This is a genomic window from Paraburkholderia graminis, assembly GCF_003330785.1.
GTDB classification, from domain to species: Bacteria; Pseudomonadota; Gammaproteobacteria; order Burkholderiales; family Burkholderiaceae; genus Paraburkholderia; species Paraburkholderia graminis.
On record NZ_CP024934.1, the window covers coordinates 1,780,500 to 1,800,023 of the forward strand.

At 64.1% G+C, this 19,524-nt stretch carries 18 protein-coding genes; 8 read left to right on the forward strand and 10 right to left on the reverse strand.

What is annotated here, in order from left to right:
* Positions 1 to 7: 7 nt before the first annotated feature.
* The 7 genes from CUJ91_RS07975 to CUJ91_RS08005 all read right to left on the reverse strand — a co-directional run bounded on the left by CUJ91_RS07975 (position 8) and on the right by CUJ91_RS08005 (position 7,087).
* Positions 8 to 1,054, reverse strand: a complete 1,047-nt coding sequence (locus CUJ91_RS07975) for a bifunctional UDP-4-keto-pentose/UDP-xylose synthase (protein ID WP_006048835.1) — start codon at positions 1,052 to 1,054, stop codon at positions 8 to 10.
* Positions 1,051 to 1,986 (reverse strand): formyltransferase, encoded by a 936-nt coding sequence (locus tag CUJ91_RS07980; protein ID WP_006048836.1) that lies wholly within the window; start codon positions 1,984 to 1,986, stop codon positions 1,051 to 1,053. The genes CUJ91_RS07975 and CUJ91_RS07980 overlap by 4 nt, the downstream gene beginning before the upstream one ends.
* A complete protein-coding gene (locus CUJ91_RS07985; protein ID WP_053858011.1) occupies positions 1,983 to 3,053 on the reverse strand; it encodes a glycosyltransferase in 1,071 nt (356 codons plus the stop codon). The genes CUJ91_RS07980 and CUJ91_RS07985 overlap by 4 nt, the downstream gene beginning before the upstream one ends.
* 6 nt (positions 3,054 to 3,059) lie before the next feature.
* The gene (locus CUJ91_RS07990; RefSeq protein WP_107707683.1) at positions 3,060 to 4,220 is read right to left on the reverse strand and encodes a DegT/DnrJ/EryC1/StrS family aminotransferase; all 1,161 of its coding nucleotides are present in this window, start codon (positions 4,218 to 4,220) and stop codon (positions 3,060 to 3,062) included.
* A gap of 210 nt (positions 4,221 to 4,430) precedes the next feature.
* Complete coding sequence (locus CUJ91_RS07995) at positions 4,431 to 4,802, reverse strand: SMR family transporter (protein WP_006048839.1); 372 nt, start codon at positions 4,800 to 4,802, stop codon at positions 4,431 to 4,433.
* A 25-nt stretch (positions 4,803 to 4,827) separates the two neighbouring features.
* The gene (locus CUJ91_RS08000; RefSeq protein WP_107707684.1) at positions 4,828 to 6,549 is read right to left on the reverse strand and encodes an ArnT family glycosyltransferase; all 1,722 of its coding nucleotides are present in this window, start codon (positions 6,547 to 6,549) and stop codon (positions 4,828 to 4,830) included.
* Between the two features lie 163 nt (positions 6,550 to 6,712).
* Positions 6,713 to 7,087: an Mth938-like domain-containing protein gene (locus CUJ91_RS08005; RefSeq protein ID WP_107707685.1), complete on the reverse strand. Its 375-nt coding sequence runs from the start codon at positions 7,085 to 7,087 to the stop codon at positions 6,713 to 6,715.
* Between the two features lie 464 nt (positions 7,088 to 7,551).
* Here CUJ91_RS08005 and CUJ91_RS08010 point away from each other — a divergent pair, with 464 nt between their 5' ends.
* The 6 genes from CUJ91_RS08010 to CUJ91_RS08035 all read left to right on the forward strand — a co-directional run bounded on the left by CUJ91_RS08010 (position 7,552) and on the right by CUJ91_RS08035 (position 13,840).
* Positions 7,552 to 8,799 (forward strand): pyridoxal phosphate-dependent aminotransferase, encoded by a 1,248-nt coding sequence (locus CUJ91_RS08010; RefSeq protein WP_029971373.1) that lies wholly within the window; start codon positions 7,552 to 7,554, stop codon positions 8,797 to 8,799.
* A 94-nt stretch (positions 8,800 to 8,893) separates the two neighbouring features.
* Entirely contained in the window at positions 8,894 to 10,225 is a 1,332-nt protein-coding gene (locus CUJ91_RS08015) for a homoserine dehydrogenase (protein WP_107707686.1), read from the forward strand.
* A 7-nt stretch (positions 10,226 to 10,232) separates the two neighbouring features.
* Positions 10,233 to 11,684 (forward strand): threonine synthase, encoded by a 1,452-nt coding sequence (gene thrC / locus CUJ91_RS08020; RefSeq protein ID WP_107707687.1) that lies wholly within the window; start codon positions 10,233 to 10,235, stop codon positions 11,682 to 11,684.
* Between the two features lie 123 nt (positions 11,685 to 11,807).
* Entirely contained in the window at positions 11,808 to 13,064 is a 1,257-nt protein-coding gene (locus CUJ91_RS08025) for a molybdopterin molybdotransferase MoeA (RefSeq protein ID WP_107707688.1), read from the forward strand.
* A 24-nt stretch (positions 13,065 to 13,088) separates the two neighbouring features.
* Positions 13,089 to 13,346 carry a molybdopterin converting factor subunit 1 gene (moaD, locus tag CUJ91_RS08030; protein ID WP_006048847.1) on the forward strand — a complete coding sequence of 86 codons (258 nt, stop codon included), beginning with the start codon at positions 13,089 to 13,091 and terminating at the stop codon, positions 13,344 to 13,346.
* A 17-nt stretch (positions 13,347 to 13,363) separates the two neighbouring features.
* Positions 13,364 to 13,840, forward strand: coding sequence for a molybdenum cofactor biosynthesis protein MoaE (locus tag CUJ91_RS08035; RefSeq protein WP_006048848.1), 477 nt, complete (start codon positions 13,364 to 13,366; stop codon positions 13,838 to 13,840).
* Positions 13,841 to 13,876: 36 nt separating this feature from the next.
* On the opposite strand, the gene CUJ91_RS08040 is transcribed toward CUJ91_RS08035, so the two are convergent.
* Positions 13,877 to 14,419: a group III truncated hemoglobin gene (locus CUJ91_RS08040; RefSeq protein WP_114156069.1), complete on the reverse strand. Its 543-nt coding sequence runs from the start codon at positions 14,417 to 14,419 to the stop codon at positions 13,877 to 13,879.
* Positions 14,420 to 14,729: 310 nt separating this feature from the next.
* Here CUJ91_RS08040 and CUJ91_RS08045 point away from each other — a divergent pair, with 310 nt between their 5' ends.
* Both CUJ91_RS08045 and clpB read left to right on the forward strand, forming a co-directional pair.
* The gene (locus CUJ91_RS08045) at positions 14,730 to 15,239 is read left to right on the forward strand and encodes an Rrf2 family transcriptional regulator (RefSeq protein ID WP_107707689.1); all 510 of its coding nucleotides are present in this window, start codon (positions 14,730 to 14,732) and stop codon (positions 15,237 to 15,239) included.
* A 132-nt stretch (positions 15,240 to 15,371) separates the two neighbouring features.
* Positions 15,372 to 17,969: an ATP-dependent chaperone ClpB gene (clpB, locus tag CUJ91_RS08050; protein WP_006048851.1), complete on the forward strand. Its 2,598-nt coding sequence runs from the start codon at positions 15,372 to 15,374 to the stop codon at positions 17,967 to 17,969.
* Positions 17,970 to 18,164: 195 nt separating this feature from the next.
* Here the strand turns inward: clpB and CUJ91_RS08055 are convergent, their stop codons facing one another.
* Both CUJ91_RS08055 and CUJ91_RS08060 read right to left on the reverse strand, forming a co-directional pair.
* Positions 18,165 to 18,593, reverse strand: a complete 429-nt coding sequence (locus CUJ91_RS08055; RefSeq protein WP_029971378.1) for a YidB family protein — start codon at positions 18,591 to 18,593, stop codon at positions 18,165 to 18,167.
* A 228-nt stretch (positions 18,594 to 18,821) separates the two neighbouring features.
* Entirely contained in the window at positions 18,822 to 19,472 is a 651-nt protein-coding gene (locus tag CUJ91_RS08060) for a ComEA family DNA-binding protein (RefSeq protein ID WP_107707690.1), read from the reverse strand.
* Positions 19,473 to 19,524: the final 52 nt, after the last annotated feature.

Sequence of the window (19,524 nt, forward strand, 5' to 3'; positions counted from 1 at the left end):
TCAGCCCTTATTGCTGTTCGACGAGCGCGCGTGCTTCGGCGACGTGGCCGCGATACGCTTCGAAAATCTTGCGCAGCGCTTCGTCGAAGGTCGACTTCGGCGCCCAGCCGAGTTCCTGCATCGTGTTGTCGATCTTCGGCACGCGGTTTTGCACGTCCTGATAGCCCGCGCCGTAGTACGCGCCCGACGACGTCTCGACCAGTTGCACTTTTTTCGCGGTCTCTGCGTACTCAGGGAATTCCGCGGCCAACGTCAGCATCTTGTGCGCGAGTTCGCGCACCGAGAAGTTGTTGGTCGGATTGCCGATGTTGTAGATCTTGCCCGTCGCGACGCCGTTCTTGTTGTCGATGATCTTCATCAGCGCGCCGATGCCGTCGTCGATATCCGTGAACGCGCGTTTTTGCGCGCCGCCGTCGACGAGGCTGATGTTCTCGCCGCGCACGATGTGGCCGAGGAACTGCGTGACCACGCGCGAGCTGCCTTCCTTCGGCGTGTAGATCGAGTCGAGGCCCGGGCCGATCCAGTTGAACGGACGGAACAGCGTGAAGTTCAGGCCCTCCATGCCGTAGCCCCAGATCACGCGGTCCATCAACTGCTTCGAGCACGCGTAGATCCAGCGCGGCTTGTTGATCGGGCCGTACGACAGTTGCGATTCTTCCGGATCGAACTGCTCGTCCGTGCACATGCCGTAGACCTCGGACGTCGACGGAAACACGAGGTGCTTGCCGTACTTGACCGCCGAACGCACGATGGGCAGGTTCGCCTCGAAGTCGAGTTCGAACACGCGCAGCGGCTGCTTCACGTAAGTGGCGGGCGTCGCGATCGCGACCAGCGGCAGAATCACATCGCACTTCTTGACGTGATATTCGACCCACTCCTTGTTGATCGTGATGTCGCCTTCGAAGAAGTGCATCCGCTCATGATTGATGAGATCGCCCAGACGTTCGGTCTGCATGTCCATCCCGAAGACTTCCCAATCGGTCGTTTCGAGAATGCGTTTGGACAGGTGATGGCCGATAAAGCCGTTCACACCCAGGATCAGGACTTTCTTCATAAAGGTCGGGGAGTTTGAATGAGCTGGGCGAATTCGGCCGGAGTGACGACAGTTTCGGTGCCGTCGTGCTGATGCCGCAATTCGTGGATGGCGATCGCGCGACCGTCGCCGCATATCGCGAAAACGGCATTATCGCTTACGTGCAGGCCCGGCGGCAAATCCGGGCGAAGCGCGCCGGGTGTCGCGAGGCGTGCGCGCGCAACAACAAAACGCCGGCCGCCGACGTCGGTAAACGCGCCGGGATAGGGCGGCGCGACCGCGCGAATCAGGTTGTAGACCTGTTGCGCCGGCTGGCTCCAGTCGATGCGGCCGTCTTCCGGCTTGCGCCCGCCGTAGTAGCTGCCGTGCGACAGATCGTTCGGCAGATGCGGCGCCTCGCCCGCCAGCAGCGCCGGCAGCACGCGCCACAGCGTCTGCTCGGCGGCCACGGTGACCTTGTCGAACACTTGCGCGGCGGTGTCGTCGGGCAGGATCGGCACCGGCGTTTGCGCGACGATCGCGCCCGCGTCCGGCTTGGCGGCCATTTCGTGCAGCGTCGCGCCGGTTTCGGTTTCGCCGTGCAGCACCGCCCAGTTGGTCGGCACGCGGCCGCGGTACTTTGGCAGCAGCGAGCCGTGCATGTTGTAGGCGCCGCGCGCGGCGAGCGCGAGCACGTCGACCGGCAACATATGGCGGTAGTAGAACGAGAAGATAAAGTCCGGCCGCGCCGCGCTCACCGCCGCGCGCAGTTCCGGGCTTTTCGGATCGGCGGGCGTCACGACGGGAATGCCGTGCTCGGCCGCCACGCTCGCGACGCTGCCAAACCAGATGTTCTCGGTCGGACTGTCTTCGTGAGTGACGACGAGCGCCACGTCCACGCCGCGCGCGAGCAGCACCTGCAGGCAGCGCACGCCGACGTTGTGATACGCGAATACGACGGCGCGCGGTTTCATCGGTTCGGGCCCTGGTCGCGGTGATCGCGCTGGTCGCGCTGGTCGACAATCGGCGCCGGTTGAACAGCCTGCACGACGGTTTGACGCGGCATGTCGGCCACCGCCGTGCCGTTGCGCTCTTCGAGAATGGTCTGCACCAGATAACGCGGACGCGCGCGCACCTGCTGATAAATCCGCCCGATGTACTCGCCGAGCAGCCCGAGCGCGAAGATGATCACGCCGAGCAGGAAGAACGTAATGGCGAACAGCGTGAACACGCCCTGAACTTCCGCGCCGATGATGAAGCGGCGAATCAGCAGCAGCACGAACAGCGCCGCGGAGCCGAGCGACAGGATGACGCCGATGAACGACAGCCACTGCAGCGGCACGACCGAGAAGCCGGTCACGAGGTCGAAATTCAGGCGGATCAGCGAATACAGCGAGTACTTGGATTCGCCCGCGAAGCGCTCTTCGTGCGCCACTTCGATCTCGACCGGATTCTGCGCGAAGGTGTACGCGAGCGCCGGAATGAACGTGTTGATTTCGCCGCAGCGATTGATCGTGTCGATGATGTGCCGGCTGTACGCGCGCAGCATGCAGCCCTGGTCGGTCATCTTGATGCGCGTGATGCGCTCGCGCAGACGGTTCATCGCGCGCGAAGCCTTGCGGCGCCACAAGCTGTCCTGGCGTTGCAGGCGAATCGTGCCGACGTAGTCGAAGCCTTCGCGCATCTTCGAGACGAGCTTGCCGATTTCTTCCGGCGGATTTTGCAGATCGGCGTCGAGCGTGATGACGATCTCGCCGCGCGACTGCTCGAAGCCCGCGAGAATCGCCATGTGCTGCCCGTAGTTGCCGTTCAGCAGGATCACGCGGGTCGTGTCGGGGCGCGCGCGGAACTGCTCGGCGAGCAGCGCGGGGGATTTGTCGCGGCTGCCGTCGTTGATGAAGATCACTTCATACGACGTGCCGAGCGCGTCGAGCGCCGGATAGAGCCGCGCGAAGAGCGCGCCCAGCCCGGCTTCCTCGTTGTACACCGGAATGATGATCGACACTTCCGGTGTGACGGCGCGTTGTTCCGTATAAATCATTTCCGCTTATTTTCCGTATTGTTCGCAAATTTCATTGACTGCGCGGCAGACGCGCTGCACGTCGCCTTCGTTCATCAGCGTGAAGAGCGGTAGGGTGACGTTCGTCGCGCCGAAACGCTCGGCGTGCGGGAACATGCCTTCCGTAAAGCCGCGCGCGCGATACAGCGTGAACAGGTGAATCGCAGGATAGTGCACGCCGGAGCCGATGCCGCGGTCTTTCAATTGACTCATGAAACCCGCGCGGTCGATGGAAAGCTTGTCGAGCGGCAGCGTGATCTGGAACATGTGCCAGTTGCTGTTCTCGAAGTCGGCGAACGGCAGGCCGACGCCGAGCTTCTGCGCCGCGCCGCCCTCGAAGCCGGCGAAATACGCGCGCGCGAGTTTCCTGCGCTGCGCGAGAAAGCGTTCCAGATGCGGCAATTGACCGAGGCCGACGCGCGCGGCGACGTCCGTCAGGTTGTACTTGCCACCGAGCACGTCGCAGTCCATGCCGTCGAAACCCGTGCGCGTGATGCCTTGCAGGCGGTACTTTTGCGCGAGCACGGCTTCGTCCTCATTGTTCAGCACGAGCGCGCCGCCTTCGATCGACGTGAGGTTCTTGTTCGCGTGAAAGCTGAACGAGACCATGTCGCCGATCGCGCCGATGCGCTTGCCGTTCCATGTCGAGCCGAACGCCTGCGCGGCGTCTTCGACCACGCGCAGCTTGTGCGCGCGAGCGATCGCGTACAGGCGGTCCATGTCGACGGGCAGGCCGGACAGATAGACGGGGATCAGCGCCTTGGTGCGCGGCGTGATCGCCTGCTCGAGCTTGTCGAGGTCGATGTTGCGCGTGACCGGGTCGATGTCGGCGAATACCGGCGTCGCGCCGACTTCGTAGATCACGTTGCTCGTCGACACCCACGAGGCAGGCGTCGTGATCACTTCGTCGCCTTCGCCGACGTCTGCAATGCGCAGACCGATTTCCAGCGTCGCCGTGCCGGAATTGAACGTGCGCACCGGACGGCCGCCGCAGAATTCGGAGAGCGCCGCCTCGAATTTCTGGTTTTGCGGGCCCGTGGTGATCCAGCCGGAGCGCAGCACATCGGCTACGCCCTGAATCGTTTCTTCGTCGATTTCCGGTTTGACGAACGGCAGGAAGGGCAGAGACGCAACGGTTGACTGGGTCATGAATGCTTCGCTCGATCAATGAGGCCGGGGCCCGAACGGCGCTGTGGAAACACACTGCGCGCGATTCGAGGCCAAGGCCGAAAAAGGGTGCAACCGCGGAGCATACCGCGATGAACCTTACATTTTGCTTGGCCGGCATGGATGCCGGCTTACGCTGTCTTTACCCCGGCGTTTGCCGCGGCGTTTGCCACGGCGTTCTACGCGACGCGCCTAGCTGCGCGCAAGTATCACCACGCCGACCAGAATCACGCCGATGCCGACGAGCTTGTGCACCGACAGCACTTCGCCGAACAGATACCACGCGGCGAACGCATTGACGATGTAGCCGAGCGACAGCATCGGATACGCGATCGACACGTCCACGCGCGACAGCCCGACGATCCACACCACGACGCTGATCACATAGCACGCCAGCCCGCCGATGATCGGCGGCTGCGTCGCAAGTCGAAAGGCGATCGGCAGGATGTTCGCACGGGTGAATTCGAAGTGTCCAACGGCATTCGTACCGGCTTTGAGCAACAACTGCGCACCGGCGTTCAACGTGACGCCGGCAAGAATGCAAAAGAGGGAAATCGGATTCATCGAATGTTCAGGTCCTGATATGGGGTCACTGCTGCGGTTTTTCCAGCGCCGCGGCCGCCGCGCCCGCCGCGAGCGGCTTCATCACGACGACGCGGCGCGAATCGCGCGCGATGACCTGCATCGGCAGGCCCTGCTTGAGAAGCGTGTCGTAGGTGGACGGCGGAATGAGCGCGAGCGCGTAGCGGTCGGCCTTCCAGCGCTCGACCCATGCCTGCACCGAAGGCAGCCATTTCTGCGGTTCCACCGAAACGCCGAACGCCAGTTCGTCGGGATGCTCGACCATCGTCATCGTATGGCCGATGTAGAACGGCAGCGTGTGATCCAGCACGCCGACCGAGTAAAACGGCGTGTCGGCAGGCAGTTTCGCCATTTGCGCCTTGATCGCGGGCGCGAGCGGCGCGCCGGAACTGAGGCGGCCGAACACGTCGTGGCCCGTGCCGGCGATCGTGCCGAGCAGCAGCCATGCCGCGCCGAAACTGGCGATGGCGCCGAGACTGCTCGCGCGGCCACGGCGATTCAGCCACAGCGCGGCGAGCGTCAGCACGAAGGCAACGGCGAGCGCCGCGAGCACCCACGTGCGGTACTCGGCATACAGCTCGGCCGGATTGCGCGCGCTGCCGAAGCGCGGCAGGAACAGCGAGGCAAACGCGGCGACTACGAGAAACAGCACATAGCCGGTCAGATGGCGGCGCAACTGCTCGCGCGTGACGAGCGGCAGATACATGCCGATCAGCAGCGCGATGGCCGGCGCGATCGGCAGCGTGTACGACAGCAGCTTGGAGTGCGACGCGCTGAAGAACAGGAAGATGAAGCCGATCCAGACGAGCATCATCGTGACGGGCGCGAAGCCGTTCGGCTGACGCGGCAGACGCCACGCGTGACGCACGCTTTGCACCGTCACCGAAAGCCACGGCAGGAAACCGATAATCAGCACCGGCACAAAGTAATAGAACGCTCCGGGGCGGTTCTGCTCAGGCGTCAGATAGCGCTTGAACTGCTGGACGATGAAAAAGAAATTGAGGAATTCCGGATTGCGCTGCTGCACCAGCACGAACCACGGCGTGACGATCGCGAAGAACACGATCAGGCCGCCGATCAGATGCAGACGCTTCCACACCGCCCAGTCGCGCGCGATCAGCGTGTAAAGCACCAGCACCGCGCCCGGCAGAATCACGCCGACGAGACCCTTGGACAGCACCGCGAGCGCCATCGAGCCCCAGCACAGCCACATCCAGCCGCGCTCGCACGAAGTCTTGAGGTTGGGGCGCTGCGCGAGCAGCAACGCGCAAAGCGTGAGCTCCATCCAGAACGACAGGCCCATGTCGAGCGTGTTGAAGTGGCCCATCAGGTTCCAGTACGGCGAGGTCGCCAGCACGAGCGCGGCGAACACGCCGGTCGCCGCATTGAACACGCGCGCGCCGGTGTAGCCGATCAGCAGCACGCCGGCAAAGCCGGTCAGCGCCGTATAGAGCCGCGCCTGCCATTCGCCGATGCCGAACCACGCGAACGTCAGCGCGTTCGCCCAGGTTTGCAGCGGCGGCTTTTCGAAGTACTTGTAGCCGTTGTAGCGCGGCGTGATCCAGTCGCCGGTGACGAACATCTCGCGGGCCATTTCGGCGTAGCGGCCTTCGTCGCTCGGCAGCAGATGGCGCCAGCCGAGCGGCACGAACCAGATGACGGCAAGGGCGAGCACCAGCAGCAGGATGGCGGTGCGGTTGAGCGGTAGCCTCGACGGCGTATCGTTCATGGATTCAAACCTTTCTGGCGACGCCGCTCGCGCGGCGCCGCGTTGTTATTCGGAGATGGCGGCACGCAGCCGGCCTCGCGCGGATGGCGCGCAGTGTACGTGATCGGGCGTGACGCGGCGAGAGCGAGCCTGGGCGCGCGCGGGAGGCGCGTCGGCTGCCGCGCTAGCCTTCGATCAGCAGCGCGGCCGCAACCTTGCGGCCCTCGGCCATCAGAATGTTGTACGTGCGGCAGGCGGCCTTGAAGTCCATGGTTTCGACGCCGATGCGCCTCGCGGTGAGCGCCGCCGTCAGGCGCGGATGCGGAAAGCGCAGCCGCTCGCCGCTGCCGAATATCACGACCTCGGGCGCGGGCTCGACCAGCATCGCGAAGAGCTCGGCGCTCAACTGCTCGAAAGACGTAACCGGCCAGGGGATGACAGGCGCGTCCGGCAGCACGAGAAGGCTGCCCGCGTGACGCACCAGATTGATTTCGACATAGCCGGCGCCGTAACCGGTGACGGTATTGAGGGCGCCGCTGGAATCCTGATGTAATTTCAAATTCGTTTTCCGAAGTCGTCGCGAGACATCATGCGTGTTGAAGGCCTGATCGCGCGAGGCGCGAGCAGGGCGGTTCTACACGAGGTGGGACAGGAAAGGGCCCAAAAGGCTCCCGTTACGCCTGGTGCATTGCGGAAGTCGGCCAAAATCCGCTAAATTATAACTTTTTAGCCGCCTCGCGGCGCCCCTGCTCACGCGCCGTCACAAGTGGCGCTAAGGTTCGGGGTGCGACCCACCGGCTACCTACCTGGTTCCGCCCGCTTTCGTCCATCATGGGCGGCCCGATCCCGGGCGGCCCCGCGGCGTTGCCGCACCCGAATTCCGCAATCGGCGAGCCTGCACGGTCCGTCGATTTGTTCGCCAGAGCCGGTTGGCCGAGCCGTTCGCCGCCAGCCCCGAGCTCAAGCCTTGAAGCCCTCAATGCCCTTAACCGGGACATTAACCAGGACATTAACCAGGATGAAGTGCCCGCCGTGAAACCGATTCTCAAATCCAACAAGTTGTTGAATGTCTGCTACGACATTCGCGGGCCCGTCCTCGAACATGCGAAGCGGCTCGAAGAAGAAGGCCATCGCATCATCAAGCTGAACATCGGCAACCTGGCGCCGTTCGGCTTCGAAGCGCCGGACGAAATCATTCAGGACATGATCCTGAATCTGCCTGGTTCGTCCGGTTACTCGGACTCCAAGGGCGTGTTCGCCGCGCGCAAGGCGATCATGCATTACACGCAGCAAAAGGGCGTGCACGGCGTCGAACTGGACGACATCTACATCGGCAATGGCGCGTCCGAGCTGATCGTGATGGCGCTTCAGGGGCTGCTGAACGACGGCGACGAAGTGCTGCTGCCCGCGCCCGACTATCCGCTGTGGACCGCCGGCGTGAGCCTCGCGGGCGGCACGCCCGTGCACTACATCTGCGACGAATCGAACCGCTGGATGCCGGACCTGGACGACATCCGCGCGAAAATCACGCCGAATACGCGCGCGCTCGTCGTCATCAATCCGAATAACCCGACCGGCGCGCTGTATTCCGACGAACTGCTGCTCGGCCTCATCGAAATCGCGCGCCAGCATGGCCTCGTGATTTTCGCCGACGAGGTCTACGACAAGATCGTCTACGACGGCAAGACGCACACGTCGATGGCCGCGCTGTCCGAAGACGTGCTGACCGTCACGTTCAACAGCCTGTCCAAGAGCTACCGCTCGTGCGGCTACCGCGCCGGCTGGATGTTCATTTCGGGTCTCACCGGCGAAAACCGCCGCAACGCGAAAGACTATTTCGAAGGGCTCGGCATTCTCGCGTCCATGCGCCTGTGCCCGAACGTGCCAGGCCAGTACGCGATCCAGACCGCGCTCGGCGGCTATCAGAGCATCAACGACCTGATCGTGCCGAGCGGGCGCCTCTACAAGCAGCGCGAGCTCGCGTACGACATGCTGACGGCGATTCCGGGCGTGAGCTGCGTGAAGCCGGAGGCGGCGCTCTACATGTTCCCGCGCCTCGATCCGAAGATTTATCCGATCGAGAACGACCAGCAGTTCATCCTCGACCTGCTGCTGGAGGAGCGCGTGCTGCTCGTGCAGGGCACCGGCTTTAACTGGAAGACGCCGGATCATTTCCGCGTCGTGTTCCTGCCGAACGTCGACGATCTGGCCGATTCCATCAACCGGATCGCGCGCTTCCTCGACGGTTATCGCAAACGTCACACGGCGTAGCGCACAATACGGTGCGCAACGCGTGATCTGTCCGCTGCGCGCACCGGCCAACCGGCACCCGAATTCCCTTAATCACTACACGACACCACGCTGCATGGAACCGATCAAAGTTGGACTGCTGGGCTTCGGCACGGTAGGCAGCGGCACCTTCACGGTACTGCGCCGCAATCAGGATGAAATCAAACGTCGCGCGGGCCGCGGCATCGAGATTGCGCGCATCGCCGTGCGCAATCCGGCCAAGGCGACGGCGGCGCTCGGCGCGCAAGCCGCGAGCGTCGCGCTGACCGACGACTTCAACGCGGTGGTCGACGATCCGTCGATCGACATCATCGCGGAAATGATCGGCGGCACCGGCGTGGCGCGCGATCTGGTGCTGCGCGCAATCGGCAAGGGCAAGCACGTGGTCACGGCCAACAAGGCGCTGCTCGCCGTGCACGGCACCGAGATCTTCGAGGCGGCGCGCGCGAACGGCGTGATGGTCGCGTTCGAGGCGGCCGTCGCGGGCGGCATCCCGATCATCAAGGCGCTGCGCGAAGGCTTGACGGCCAATCAGATTCAGTACATCGCGGGCATCATCAACGGCACGACGAACTACATTCTTTCGGAAATGCGCGACCGCGGGCTCGACTTCGCGACCGCGCTGAAGGCCGCGCAGGAACTGGGCTACGCCGAAGCCGACCCGACCTTCGACATCGAAGGCATCGACGCCGCGCATAAGGCGACGATCATGAGCGCGATCGCGTTCGGCGTGCCGGTGCAGTTCGACCGCGCGTATGTGGAGGGCATCAGCAAGCTCGCCGCGATCGACATCAAATACGCCGAGGAACTCGGCTATCGCATCAAGCTGCTCGGCATCGCGCGCCGTACCGACAAGGGCATCGAATTGCGCGTGCATCCCACGCTGATCCCGGCCAAGCGTCTGCTCGCCAACGTGGAAGGCGCAATGAACGCGGTCGTTGTGCACGGCGACGCGGTCGGCACCACGCTTTACTACGGCAAGGGCGCGGGCGCGGAGCCCACGGCGTCGGCGGTCGTCGCCGATCTGGTCGACGTGACGCGCCTGCACACGGCCGACCCCGAGCATCGCGTGCCGCATCTGGCTTTCCAGCCGGACCGTCTGTCGAACACGCCGATTCTGCCCATCGACGAAGTGACGAGCGGCTATTACCTGCGTCTGCGCGTTGCCGACGTGACCGGCGTGCTGGCCGACATCACGCGCATTCTGGCCGACACGGGTATCTCGATCGACGCGCTGCTGCAGAAGGAATCGGAACAGGTCGACGCCAACGGCAAGGGCGAGACCGACATCATCCTGATCACGCACGAAACGGTCGAAAAGCACGTCAACGCGGCGATCAAAACGATCGAAGCATTGAAGACCGTTGTCTCGCAAGTCACGAAGCTGCGCATGGAAGCGCTGAACTAGGCCAACTATGAACTACCTGTCAACGCGCGGCGCCGGAGCCGGCGAGCGCCACACCTTCTCCGAAATCCTGCTCGGCGGTCTCGCGAAAGACGGCGGCCTCTATCTGCCGGCCGACTATCCGCGCGTCAGCGCCGACGAACTCACGCGCTGGCGCACGCTGCCGTACGCGGACCTCGCCTTCGAAATTCTGTCGAAGTTCAGCGACGACATTCCCGCCGAAGACCTGCGCGCGCTCACGCGCAAGACGTACACGGCGGCCACGTACAGCAACGTGCGCGACGACGAAAGCGCCGCGCAGATCACGCCGCTCAAAACGCTTGGCGTCGAAAACGGCGCGCCGCTGTCGCTGCTCGAACTGTCGAACGGTCCGACGCTCGCGTTCAAGGACATGGCGATGCAGTTGATCGGCAACCTGTTCGAATACGCGCTCGCGAAGCACGGCGAAACGCTGAACATTCTGGGCGCGACTTCGGGCGACACCGGCAGCGCCGCCGAATACGCAATGCGCGGCAAGCAGGGCATTCGCGTGTTCATGCTGTCGCCGCACAAGAAAATGAGCGCGTTTCAAACCGCGCAGATGTACAGCCTGCAAGACCCGAACATCTTCAATCTCGCGGTCGAGGGCGTGTTCGACGACTGCCAGGACATCGTGAAAGCGGTGTCGAACGATCACGCGTTCAAGGCGCGGTACAAGATCGGCACGGTCAATTCGATCAACTGGGCGCGCGTCGTCGCGCAGGTCGTCTACTACTTCAAGGGCTACTTCGCGGCGACGAAGAGCAACGACGAGCGCGTGTCGTTCACGGTGCCGTCGGGCAACTTCGGCAACGTGTGCGCAGGGCACATCGCGCGCATGATGGGTCTGCCGATCGAAAAGCTCGTGGTCGCCACGAACGAAAACGACGTGCTCGACGAGTTCTTCCGCACCGGCATCTATCGCGTGCGCAAGGCGGCCGAGACGTATCACACGAGCAGCCCGAGCATGGACATTTCGAAGGCGTCTAACTTCGAGCGCTTCGTGTTCGATCTGCTCGGCCGCGATCCGTCGCGCGTGCTGCAACTGTTCCGCGACGTCGAGGAAAAGGGCGGGTTCGACCTTGCGGCGAGCGGCGACTTTGCGCGCGTGAAGGAGTTCGGTTTCGTGTCGGGCCGCAGCAGTCACGACGATCGCGTCGAGGCGATCCGCGACGTGTTCCAGCGCTACGACACGATGATCGACACGCATACCGCCGACGGCCTGAAGGTTGCGCGCGAACATCTGCAGCCGGGCATTCCGATGATCGTGCTGGAGACCGCGCAGCCGATCAAGTTCGGTGAAACGATTCGCGAAGCGCTGTTGCGCGAACCGGAGCGTCCGGCGGCGTTCGCGGGACTGGAGTCGCTGCCGCAGCGCTTCGAAGTGTTGCCGGCGGACGCGCAGCGCGTGAAGGACTTCATTGCCGCGAATACGGGCGCCTGAGTATCGAAGGGCGGGTCGGTGCCAGCATCGCCGACCCGACAAGGCTCGCCGTTGGCCCGCTACAATGTTCTTTTGACCAGCGGCCTGAAACCACAGATGTCCACTCCCACGCCCCGCGCTCCGATGCTCGCCACTGCCGACGCACTCGCGACCCTGCTCGACGCCGCGCGCGCCGTCGACGGCAGCGAGTCGGTTCCGACGCTCGAAGCGTCGGGCCGTGTGTTGTCGGCCGACGTCGTGTCGCCGCTCGACGTGCCGCCCATGAACACGAGTTCAATGGACGGCTACGCGATCCGCACCGCCGACCTCACGACGCACAGCAATCGCCGCCTGCCGGTATCGCAACGCATTCCCGCCGGCCACGCGCCCGATCCGCTGAAGCCCGGCACGGCGGCGCGCATTTTCACCGGCGCGACCGTGCCGCCGGGCGCGGACGCGGTCGTGATGCAGGAGCAAACGGAAGCCGCTGCCGACGAAGTCACTATCCTGCACGGCCCGCAGCCGGGCGAATGGATTACCGCACAAGGCGCGGACATCCGCAGCGGCTCGGTGATCCTGCCGGCCGGCACGCGGCTCACGCCGCAGGCGCTAGGGCTCGCGGCGTCTGTCGGTTGCGCGGAACTGCCCGTGCGCCGTCGCGTGAAAGTCGCCGTGTTCTTTACCGGCGACGAACTGACCATGCCCGGCGAGCCGCTCAAGCCCGGCGCGATCTACAACTCGAATCGCTTCACGCTGCGTGGCCTGCTCGAGAAGCTCGGCTGCGAGGTGAGCGATTTCGGCATCGTCGCCGATAGTCTGGATGCGACGCGCGCCACGCTGCGGGAAGCCGCGCAGGCGCATGATCTCATTCTGACGTGCGGCGGCGTGTCGGTCGGCGAGGAAGATCATGTGAAGCCGGCCGTCGAAGCGGAAGGGCGCCTCGCGATGTGGCAGATCGCGATGAAGCCGGGCAAGCCGTTGGCGTTCGGCGCGGTGCGCCGCGGGGTGGACAGCGGCTCGGCAAAAGATTCAGCCGCGGCTCCCGCTACCCCTTCAGCCGACACGTTTTTCATCGGCCTGCCAGGCAACCCCGTATCGAGCTTCGTCACCTTTCTGCTGTTCGTGCGTCCGTTCATTCTGCGTCTTGCCGGCGTGCAGGCCGTCGTGCCGCGCGCGCTGTCGCTGCGCGCGGACTTCACGCAGAGCAAGGCCGATCGCCGCAATGAATTCCTGCGGGCGCGCATCAATGCCGAGGGCGGGCTCGACCTGTTCCCGAACCAGAGCTCGGCCGTGCTGACGTCGACGGTATGGGGCGACGGGCTGATTGACAATCCGGCCAATCACGCGATCAGCGCGGGCGAAACCGTGCGCTTCATTCCTTTTTCCGAATTGCTGAATTGAGGCCGGCTGAGCCGGCGGCATCCCATGAAGATTCAACTGCGATATTTCGCGAGCGTGCGTGAAGCGCTCGGCCTGGCCGACGAAACCGTCGAGGTGCCCGAGGGCATCGCGACCGTCGGCGACGTGCGCGCATGGCTGCGCGTGCGCGGCGGCATCTGGGCCGACACGCTGGCCGAAGGCCGCGCGCTGCGCATGGCCTGCAATCACGTGATGACCGACGCCGGCACGCGCATCACCGAAGGCTGCGAGGTCGCGTTCTTCCCACCCGTCACGGGCGGTTGAGCCGCAAGGAGCCCGCTATGCCCGTTCGTGTCCAGACCGAAGATTTCGATCTCACCGCCGAGGTCGCCGCGTTGCGCGCCCGCAATCCGAAGGTCGGCGCGGTGGCGTGTTTCGTCGGCACGGTGCGTGATCTGAACGACGGCAGCACCGTCGAGGCGATGGAACTCGAGCACTATCCGGGCATGACCGAGAAGTCGCTTGAAGCGATCATCGTGAGCGCGCGCGAGCGCTGGCCGGGCATCGAGGTGCTGATCGTGCACCGCGTCGGCAAGCTTTATCCGCTCGATCAGATCGTGCTGGTCGCGACCACCGCTTCACATCGCGGCGACGCATTCGCGTCGTGCGAATTCGTGATGGACTATCTGAAGACGCAGGCGCCGTTCTGGAAGAAGGAAAAAACCGAGGCGGGCGAGCGCTGGGTCGACGCCCGCGTGACCGATGACGCGGCGCTTGCGCGCTGGGGCATCGAGTCGGGCAACGGCGGGTTGGAGTAAGCGCCGGGCGCTCGCTCGGCACGGCGCCAACCGCTCTCACTCGTCCCGCGATTTACCGACAATGCGCGTCGGAAACGGTTCCCCGGCGGGCCGTGCGGGAAGATGCGGTTCGTCGTCCGCCCGAGGCCGCTTCGGCGCCACCCGTTCGAGCAACGCCTGCTGTTCCGCCGGAATCTTGTAGTCCCAGCCGAAGCGGCTTAGCTGCAAGCTCTGCGCGATACGCAGCGCCGGTTCCATGAAGCGCACGGCCGCAGCCGGCTCGTAACGCGATTCGACGGTGTCGAGAAACAGGTACAGCCAGCGGCTGAAATGCTGCGGTTCGACTCCCTCGAGCGGCTGATGCGCCTGCTGCACATTGCCGCGGTACTGCTTCGCGCCGAGCACGAGACTCGCCCAGAACGTGCACATCTTTGGCAGATGGTCGTCCCAGCGGCCCGCGAGCGTTGCGTCGAACACCGGCCCGAGCAGCGGATCGGCGCGCACGCGGTCATAAAACGCGTACACCAGCTCGCGGATGTTCGTTTCGGTAGGCTCGGCGGCGCGCTCGACAACCGGCGCGGCCGGAAAAGACGGTTTCATGCGGGTTCCAGAAATATGCGACGATTGCGCTGCGATTCGTCAAAGCGCGCCACCGGGCGCCACCGGGCGTCCGGAACTGCCATAAAAACTACCAGTTCCGCGGAAGTCAGCTCAAAATAGCGCGCTTTTGGTGTGAATAGGCGCGGCGCGAAACGTTACCATTGGCGTCGAAGGCCCGGATTCATCGATGCAGCATAATTAAACATGTGCCAACCCTGCATCTTATGGCGAAGCCGCGGCCCCCGGCAACCCTTGCATCGACGCGGTTATCCCACGGATCGCGGCTTGCGCTCATTGTGATACTGCAACCATGAGACTGACCGATTACACCGATTATTCGCTGCGCGTCCTTTTATACCTCGCTATTCGCGGCGAGGGCTTGTCGACCATTCAGGACATTTCCGACGCGTACGGCGTCTCCAAGAACCACCTGATGAAGGTGGTGCAGCAGTTGAGCGAACTGGGCTGGGTGGAAACCGTGCGCGGCCGTAACGGCGGCTTGCGGCTTGCCGAGCGCACCCGCAAGCTGACGGTCGGCGAGATCGTGCGCGCGACGGAAAGCGACTTCGCGCTGGTCGCGTGTCTGCCGGACCAGAACGGCGAACGCCGTCCTTGCGTCATTACGCCTCAATGCCGGTTGCGCAACGTGCTCGAGGCTGCGCGTAATGCCTTTCTCTCCGAACTCGATCGCCATACGATCGATGAAGTCGCGGGTCCGCAAGGGCCGTTGGCGGCCTTGCTCGGCATCCGCACGGTGATCCCGGTCGTGCCGGCGGTGCCCGTCGAGCCGGCGAGCGACAACCCGCTGCCGGTCGCCTGAACGCGGCTCGCGCGAAGCGTCGCGCATTTTTCTTCGCGTGCAACGTTAAAAACTACGTCCTGAGGACAAAAAAGCGCTTGAAACCTGAATAAAACGCCTCATTTTGGTGGTAATCGAAATTGGAGGTCTCGCATGAGAATCGACAAACTCACCACTAAATTCCAGGAAGCGCTGGCGGACGCGCAGAGTCTCGCGGTCGGCCATGACAATCAATACATCGAACCGGTTCACGTCCTCGCGGCGCTCGTCGCGCAGCAGGACGGGTCCGCGCGTTCGCTGCTGTCGCGCGCCGGCGTGCACGTTCAGGCGCTGCAAACCGCGCTCGACGACGCCATCACGCGTCTGCCGCAAGTTCAGGGCACCGACGGCAATGTGCAGATCGGCCGCGAGTTGACCGGACTGCTAAACCAGGCCGACAAGGAAGCGCAGAAGCTCAACGACACGTTCATCGCGAGCGAAATGTTTCTGCTCGCGGTCGCCGACGACAAGGGCGAGGCCGGCCGCATCGCGCGTCAGCATGGCTTGTCGCGCAAGTCGCTCGAAAGCGCGATTGCGGCGGTGCGCGGCGGCTCGCAAGTGCACAGCCAGGACGCCGAAAGCCAGCGCGAGGCGCTGAAGAAGTACACGGTCGACCTGACCGAGCGCGCGCGGGCCGGCAAGCTCGACCCGGTGATCGGCCGTGACGACGAAATCCGGCGCGCCATTCAGATCCTGCAGCGCCGCACCAAGAACAATCCGGTGCTGATCGGCGAGCCGGGCGTGGGCAAGACCGCGATCGTCGAAGGGCTCGCGCAGCGCATCGTCAATGGCGAAGTGCCGGAGACGCTCAAGGGCAAGCGCGTGCTGTCGCTCGACATGGCAGCGTTGCTCGCGGGCGCAAAGTATCGCGGCGAATTCGAAGAGCGCCTGAAGGCCGTGCTGAACGACATCGCGAAGGACGAAGGGCAGACCATCGTCTTCATCGACGAAATTCATACGATGGTCGGCGCGGGCAAGGCCGAAGGCGCGATGGACGCGGGCAACATGCTGAAGCCGGCGCTCTCGCGCGGCGAACTGCATTGCGTCGGCGCGACCACGCTCGACGAATACCGCAAGTACATCGAGAAGGATGCCGCGCTCGAGCGCCGCTTCCAGAAGGTGCTCGTCGACGAACCGACGGTCGAGGCCACGATCGCGATCCTGCGCGGCTTGCAGGAAAAGTACGAACTGCATCACGGCGTGGACATTACCGACCCGGCGATCGTCGCGGCGGCCGAGCTGTCGCATCGCTACATCACCGATCGTTTCCTGCCGGACAAGGCAATCGATCTGATCGACGAAGCCGCGTCGAAGATCAAGATGGAAATTGATTCGAAGCCCGAAGAAATGGACCGGCTCGACCGTCGGCTGATCCAGTTGAAGATCGAACGCGAAGCCGTCAAGAAAGAGAAGGACGAAGCGTCGCAAAAGCGTCTGCAACTGATCGAAGAGGAAATCGAGCGGCTCGATCGCGAGTATTCGGACCTCGAGGAAATCTGGACCGCGGAAAAAGCAGCGGTGCAGGGCAGCGCGCAGTTGAAGGAAGAGATCGACAAGACGCGTGCGGAAATCACGCGTTTGCAGCGCGAAGGCAAGCTCGAAAAAGTCGCCGAATTGCAATACGGCAAGCTGCCGGGTCTCGAGGCGCAACTGAAGGAAGTGACGCAGGCCGAGGCGAAGGAGCAGAACAATCCGACGCGTCCGCGCCTGTTGCGCACGCAGGTCGGCGCCGAGGAAATCGCGGAAGTCGTGTCGCGCTCCACCGGCATTCCGGTCTCGCGGATGATGCAAGGCGAGCGCGAGAAGCTGTTGCAGATCGAAGACAAGCTGCATGAGCGCGTGATCGGCCAGGACGAGGCGATCAGCGCGGTGGCCGACGCGATCCGCCGCTCGCGCGCGGGTCTGTCCGATCCGAACCGTCCGTACGGGTCGTTCCTGTTCCTCGGGCCGACCGGCGTGGGCAAGACCGAGCTGTGCAAGGCGTTGGCGGCGTTCCTGTTCGATTCGGAAGATCATCTGATCCGTATCGACATGAGCGAATTCATGGAGAAGCACAGCGTCGCGCGTCTGATCGGCGCGCCGCCGGGATATGTCGGCTACGAAGAGGGCGGTTATCTGACAGAAGCGGTGCGTCGCAAGCCGTATAGCGTGATTCTGCTCGACGAAATCGAGAAGGCGCATCCGGACGTGTTCAACGTGCTGCTGCAAGTGCTCGACGACGGCCGTATGACCGATGGCCAGGGGCGTACCGTGGACTTCAAGAACACGGTGATCGTGATGACGTCGAACCTGGGTTCGCAGGTCATCCAGGCGATGGTCGGCGAGCCGCAGGAAGCCGTGAAGGACGCGGTGTGGACGGAGGTGAAGCTGCACTTCCGCCCTGAGTTCCTGAACCGGATCGACGACGTCGTGGTGTTCCATGCGCTCGACCGCTCGAACGTGCAGTCCATCGCGCGGATTCAGTTGCAGCGTCTGCATGACCGGCTCGCGAAGCTCGACATGCAACTGGTGGTCTCCGACGAGGCGCTCGAGCACGTCGGCAAGGTCGGCTACGATCCGCTGTTCGGCGCGCGGCCGTTGAAGCGTGCGATCCAGCAGGAGATCGAGAACCCGGTCGCCAAGCTGATTCTGGCGGGCAAGTTCGGTCCGAAGGATGTGATTCCGGTCGAACTGGAAGACGGCAACCTGGTGTTCGAGCGCGTGGTGCATTGAGCCACACGTCACGAACGGTCTCACGCGCGGTAATCAAGCGCGCGTAGATGGCAAAGCGGCAACGAAGGTGACTTCGTTGCCGCTTTTTTTTGCTGCTCCGTGGCCGGCAGGAGTGGTTCGCTTGCTTCAGCGGTCCGCTCGGTGCGTCGAGGCGCGCTTCAATCGCTCACGCCGCTCGCGCCAGCCCGATTTCGCTTAGGCCGTGCCCTTGCCGAACAGCGCCGACAAACCGCCGAGCGCGCCCAGCACGGTCGTTGCGTTCAGCTTGCCTTCGGCCGGCACTTCGCCTTCCGGCGTGGCCGCGTTGACCACGTGCGGCAGGATTTGTGCGAGCAGGCCGGTGACCTGATCCGGTTGCACGCCGGCTTTCGCGGCGAGGCCGGCGACGGCGTCGGAACCGAGCACGCTATGCAGCGCGTCGGCGGCGATCGGCTGATTCTCGCCGTTGCTGACCCACGACGATGCGACCTCGCCGAGGCCCTTTTCCTGGAAGCGCTGGATCAGGCCGTTCAGCCCGCCCGGCTGACTGTTGACGAATTCGAGTGCGGCTGTGATCAGCGCTGCCTGGCCGCCGCCTTCGGGCGATTTACCGACCAGGGAACCGAGGGTATCGAGTAGGCTCATGATGGGTCTCTCTTGAATGCCGGCACGTCGATGACGGGCCGGCGGGTGAGGCGCCGCGCGGCTGCGCGGCGTCGAGGGGAAAGAAGGTAGTGCGTGCGGTGCGGTGGTGCCCGTGGTGCGCCAACTGTGCCGGCTGCACTGGGTGCGCCCACGGCGCAAACATCGCTGCGCGGCGCACTGCCTTGCTGTTCGATCAATGTCCGACACGGTTTGCATCGGACGGGTTCTTTATGCGCCGCCGGAAGCCGCCGCTGCCGACGCGGCTTTACTCTTCTTCGCTTTCTTCTTCGATGCTTTGGCGCCCGACGCGTCGGCCGGCGCGCTCGCGGCCGTGGCGGCGGTGGCCGTGGTTGTGGCGGTAGTAGCAGTGCCCGCAGGCGCCGATGCCGCTGCAGCCTCCTTAGCCTTCTTCGACTTGGATGACTTTGCGGATTTGGACGCCTTAGCGCCCGAAGCATCGACAGGCGTGGCCGGCGCCGCGGTTGCCGGCGTTGTGGCCGCGGTCGCGGTCGTATTAGCCGTGGGCGCGGCCTTCGTCTCCGTCGGCTTCGTGGCCGCGGACGGCGTAGCCGCAGGTTTGGCGGCCGCCTTTGCACCCGTGGGCGGCGTCGACGAGCCGTTGATCGTCAGGCCCGCCGCTTCCAGGTTCACGACCGACTTGCTGCCGATGCCCTTGACGCGCGCGGCCAGATCGTCGGCGTCCTTGAACGGGCCGTTCTTGCTGCGTTCTTCGATGATCGCCTTCGCATGCGCGGGCCCGATGCCCTTGACCGATTCGAGCGCCGCCTGATCGGCGGAGTTGACTTCCACTGCTGCCGCGAATCCGGCCGACAGCGAGAACGCGAGAGCAACGCAAAGCATCACGAGCTTTTTCAGCATGGCAAGCACTCCATTGGGGGCAAAAAGTTAGCCGGAAACGGGCGACGCATCG

Coding starts and splice junctions, on each gene's coding strand:
- CUJ91_RS07975 (WP_006048835.1), bottom strand. CDS start 1,054: ATGAAGAAAGTCCTGATCCTGGGTGTGAACGGCTTTATCGGCCATCAC.
- CUJ91_RS07980 (WP_006048836.1), bottom strand. CDS start 1,986: ATGAAACCGCGCGCCGTCGTATTCGCGTATCACAACGTCGGCGTGCGC.
- CUJ91_RS07985 (WP_053858011.1), bottom strand. CDS start 3,053: ATGATTTATACGGAACAACGCGCCGTCACACCGGAAGTGTCGATCATC.
- CUJ91_RS07990 (WP_107707683.1), bottom strand. CDS start 4,220: ATGACCCAGTCAACCGTTGCGTCTCTGCCCTTCCTGCCGTTCGTCAAA.
- CUJ91_RS07995 (WP_006048839.1), bottom strand. CDS start 4,802: ATGAATCCGATTTCCCTCTTTTGCATTCTTGCCGGCGTCACGTTGAAC.
- CUJ91_RS08000 (WP_107707684.1), bottom strand. CDS start 6,549: ATGAACGATACGCCGTCGAGGCTACCGCTCAACCGCACCGCCATCCTG.
- CUJ91_RS08015 (WP_107707686.1), top strand. CDS start 8,894: ATGGAACCGATCAAAGTTGGACTGCTGGGCTTCGGCACGGTAGGCAGC.
- thrC (WP_107707687.1), top strand. CDS start 10,233: ATGAACTACCTGTCAACGCGCGGCGCCGGAGCCGGCGAGCGCCACACC.
- CUJ91_RS08025 (WP_107707688.1), top strand. CDS start 11,808: ATGCTCGCCACTGCCGACGCACTCGCGACCCTGCTCGACGCCGCGCGC.
- moaD (WP_006048847.1), top strand. CDS start 13,089: ATGAAGATTCAACTGCGATATTTCGCGAGCGTGCGTGAAGCGCTCGGC.
- CUJ91_RS08035 (WP_006048848.1), top strand. CDS start 13,364: ATGCCCGTTCGTGTCCAGACCGAAGATTTCGATCTCACCGCCGAGGTC.
- CUJ91_RS08040 (WP_114156069.1), bottom strand. CDS start 14,419: ATGAAACCGTCTTTTCCGGCCGCGCCGGTTGTCGAGCGCGCCGCCGAG.
- CUJ91_RS08045 (WP_107707689.1), top strand. CDS start 14,730: ATGAGACTGACCGATTACACCGATTATTCGCTGCGCGTCCTTTTATAC.
- clpB (WP_006048851.1), top strand. CDS start 15,372: ATGAGAATCGACAAACTCACCACTAAATTCCAGGAAGCGCTGGCGGAC.
- CUJ91_RS08055 (WP_029971378.1), bottom strand. CDS start 18,593: ATGAGCCTACTCGATACCCTCGGTTCCCTGGTCGGTAAATCGCCCGAA.
- CUJ91_RS08060 (WP_107707690.1), bottom strand. CDS start 19,472: ATGCTGAAAAAGCTCGTGATGCTTTGCGTTGCTCTCGCGTTCTCGCTG.